Raw genomic sequence first — 3,236 nt, forward strand, 5'->3', positions numbered from 1 at the left:
CTGGGCCTTCATCGCGTCCCAGTCGGCCGGGCCGGTGGTGTCACGCAGCGTGATCGTCAGCAGAGTGTCGCTGCCGGTCGCGGTGCTCACCTGGCAGTCGAGCCCATGGCCTTGGCGTCGCGTCGGGTCGAGGTCCTCGCTACCGAACGTCTTGACGTCGAGGTCACCGACGACAGGCTCGGCCACCTCTGGGTCGAGGATGTCGCAGTAGCGGGACGGGGGCGCGGCCGCGCGCGCGGGGCGGGGGGCACACGCGCCCCCCCCCCCCCCCGGCCCCTCGGCCTCGGGGGCGGAGCTGTCGTCACACGCGGCCACCATCGCGAGAAGGGCGAGCGCGCAGGCCGCCACGCGCGCGTTCACGGAGTCGTCCGACGGCGAGTCACCCGACATGGTGCTGGGCGTCCGCGCAGGCGTGAGCGCTCACTGGCGCCTCTCGTCGTACGCCTGGACGTTTGCCTCGACGTCACGGGCCAACGCGATCGCTTCCTCGATCTGCGTGGTCCGCTCTTGCGGCTTGACCCCGCCGAACGGCCGAGGTGACCGATGATCCGACGACGCAGCCGTCGGAGGGACCGTCCCCCAACTGCGAGAGACCAGATGCCCTCGCAGGCTGGCGCGGTGCTGTCTGTTGGACTCAGGACCGGATCACCTCGAGGCGTACGGGGGTTTCGTCCCGGCGTTCATCGAGGACGGCACACTCCTGAGCGCGCAGCGCCCGCTCGTCGGCCGGACCGATCCCGTCGCCGAGGGTGTCGAGGTCACCGTGCCCGACGACGGGCTCGATCACGTCACGAGTGAAGAACCCGCAGGCCGTGCCGTCGACGAGGTCGCGGGCCGCCTGCGCGTCGGGATCATCGTCGGTGCTGCAGGCCGCGACGGCCATGGTGCCGGCGAGGACCAGCGCGAGGCCGCCGACCAGGCGCCCGAGCGCACCGCCGATGCGAAGCATAGGCATCATCCGTCCTTGTTCATCCCGGCGTCGGCCGGCCTCGTCGAACGGTTCACTGGTCCGCGTCGGGCGAGAGCGTTTCCCCGACGTCGCGGCGCGTCGAGGTTCCCGCCGCCGAAACCGGTCAGGTCGGCGTCCCCGGTGATCGCCTCTGCGGCCGTGGGGTCAACCGACTCGCACAGGCGGGACGTCGCGTCGGCCTCCCGTTCGTCCTCACATCCGGCCAGGGTGTCGGCGAGCGCGACCGCCGCGCCGCCGGCGAAGACCCGTACACCGATCCGCGTCGCACGCGGGTGCTGGGACGACTCGGGCATCTCAGCGGTCGGGGTCATCGCGGCGCGAACGAGGACTCGTTGACGTTCCCCATGAGCTCCCGAACGGCGGTGCGCAGGTCGTCGGCTGCCTCAGCGACCGACGGCGACTTGCCATGCGGCGTCAGACCGAGAGAGGCGTAGTACACGGGGTCGGTGCCCCAGACGGCGCGGGCATAAGGGGCCGTCGTGCCGTCGACGTCAGGGTCGCCGCACAGATAGCCGGTCGCGCCTTCGACCGCCAACGGCTCGCGCTCCTCGCACTGTCTCGCTGCCGCGCCGACAAGGGCCGCGTCGTCGGTCTCGCCGTGCTTGACCAGGAGAGCCAGGGCCGGACGGGACGTGTCGTCCGGAAGGTAGCGGCACTGAGCCCAGTTGCTCTCGAGTCCTCCGTTGTCGACCGACGTCTCCTCCGTGTCGCGCAGAGCGCCGACGAGCTCCTCGACCGTGACCTCCTCGAGGAGACGGCATGCGTCGAGGCTGAACACCTCTTCCTGCGGCGGATCGTCCGTGCAACCTGTGAGCGCCATCGCGGAGAGGAGTCCCGTCGCTACAGCGAGCCTGAGCCTGCGGTTCATCGGAAGCTGGGGAGGTTCGAGGCGTACGAGTTGATGGCCTCCTGCGCCAGACCTGAAGGCGCAGTCGCGAGCCAGCGGTTGAAGTCGTCCTTGAGGTCGGGATCGACGTCTGCCTTCGGGTCGTAGAGATCGGGGTTGATGATGCGGTTGCCCTGAGTGTCGGTCTGAACCACCCCGGGAGGGATACCGCCCTCGCCCACCGGCAGATATCCGGCGTTGAGAAGCGTGTTGTACATCTGGTGCCTGAGGGAGTCCTTGACGCCCTTGTCGGCGTCCTGCGCCCAGGACTGCGCAGCGCTGTCGGGTTGGGCGGCCAGTTGATCGCCGACCAGCCCGAGCGCCTGGCCTGTGAGCACGCTGCCGACGGGGTTCGCGACCGGCGGCAGGAACTCGGTCGCCACGCCGAAGGCCTTGGCGAGTGCCTCGCGCTGCTCCTGAGTCGCGGCCTCGCCGTCCTTGCCGCCGAGGAAGCCCTCGTTCATGACCAGGGCCAGGGTGCGGCCCGACTTGGAGGATGCGTCGCCGAGCAGTTCCTCGAAGTTGGACGCACTCAGCTCCTTGAGCGTCGTCGGGTGGGAGCCGTCAGGAAGCACCGCGGTGTCCAGGGCGTTCGCGACCGTCGCGTTGTGATGGGTGAGTGCTGCCGTGGTGACGTACTGCAAGCCGGTCTTGTCGTCGTAACGGCCGACATCTTGGAGCACCTTCGTGAGGTCGTCGACGTTCGCTCGCATGCCGAGGGCGACACCGCCCTTTCCGTCGGAGGCGTCGTACGTCCAACCTCCGTCGAGGGAGTCGCCATTGCCCTCCTGTGCCGCACGGTGCACGTCAGGGATGTACGAGGCGAGCATCTTCCCCACGGAGTCGGTCATGCCCTCCGGGACGTGCCAGCCGTCGTCGCCCGGCCACGGGCCGTCGCCGGTGCCCGACTCCTGACCGATGATGAACACCGTCTGGCTGGCGAGCGTCGCGGCACGGGACTGGGCCGTCTCGCCGCCGAGGTCGCCCTTCGAGACGACGTCGCGCGAGTGCGTCGTGGCGCCCTCGAGCGCCACGCCGAAGCCGTCGCCGTCGTCGGTGGGCCACTTCCGCTCGGTGAACAGGTAGTGGAGCTTCTCGTTGACGTCGCGATCGTGGTAGCGCGTGGTGTCCGGGTCGTCGAAGAACTGCTCGGCGGCCTCGGGAGTCTTTGCCATCCCGGACAGCAGATTGGCGAGGCCGTCGTACGGAACCTGGTAGTGAGCCGTGTCGTCGTACGGGTCGCCGGGCTTGCCCAGGTCGTAGTAGGGCTCCTTGACGCCGTAGCCCGTTCCGAAGCTGTCGTTGATCGGGCCCCACACCGGCATCCCGTCGTGGCTGCGCTCCCAGTCGTACACCTGGTCGGTCAGGTCGGCAAGGAAC

At 69.6% G+C, this 3,236-nt stretch carries 5 protein-coding genes; all 5 read right to left on the reverse strand.

Translation table 11 applies throughout. The features are described from left to right. Positions 1 to 186: hypothetical protein (locus PV363_RS16745; protein ID WP_301022944.1), on the reverse strand; the 186-nt coding region annotated here is incomplete at its 3' end. A 448-nt stretch (positions 187 to 634) separates the two neighbouring features. Continuing rightward, a complete protein-coding gene (locus tag PV363_RS16750) occupies positions 635 to 955 on the reverse strand; it encodes a hypothetical protein (protein WP_220341600.1) in 321 nt (106 codons plus the stop codon). Continuing rightward, positions 955 to 1,281: a hypothetical protein gene (locus PV363_RS16755; RefSeq protein ID WP_301022945.1), complete on the reverse strand. Its 327-nt coding sequence runs from the start codon at positions 1,279 to 1,281 to the stop codon at positions 955 to 957. Before PV363_RS16755 ends, PV363_RS16750 begins: the two co-directional genes overlap by 1 nt. Next, positions 1,278 to 1,790: a hypothetical protein gene (locus PV363_RS16760; protein WP_301022946.1), complete on the reverse strand. Its 513-nt coding sequence runs from the start codon at positions 1,788 to 1,790 to the stop codon at positions 1,278 to 1,280. Before PV363_RS16760 ends, PV363_RS16755 begins: the two co-directional genes overlap by 4 nt. A 44-nt stretch (positions 1,791 to 1,834) precedes the next feature. After that, on the reverse strand, positions 1,835 to 3,236 hold a 1,402-nt coding region (locus PV363_RS16765; RefSeq protein WP_301022947.1), incomplete at its 5' end, for a DUF6571 family protein.

This window comes from Mumia sp., from assembly GCF_028803055.1.
GTDB lineage: Bacteria > Actinomycetota > Actinomycetes > Propionibacteriales > Nocardioidaceae > Mumia.

Coding starts and splice junctions, on each gene's coding strand:
- PV363_RS16750 (WP_220341600.1), bottom strand. CDS start 955: ATGCCTATGCTTCGCATCGGCGGTGCGCTCGGGCGCCTGGTCGGCGGC.
- PV363_RS16755 (WP_301022945.1), bottom strand. CDS start 1,281: ATGACCCCGACCGCTGAGATGCCCGAGTCGTCCCAGCACCCGCGTGCG.
- PV363_RS16760 (WP_301022946.1), bottom strand. CDS start 1,790: ATGGCGCTCACAGGTTGCACGGACGATCCGCCGCAGGAAGAGGTGTTC.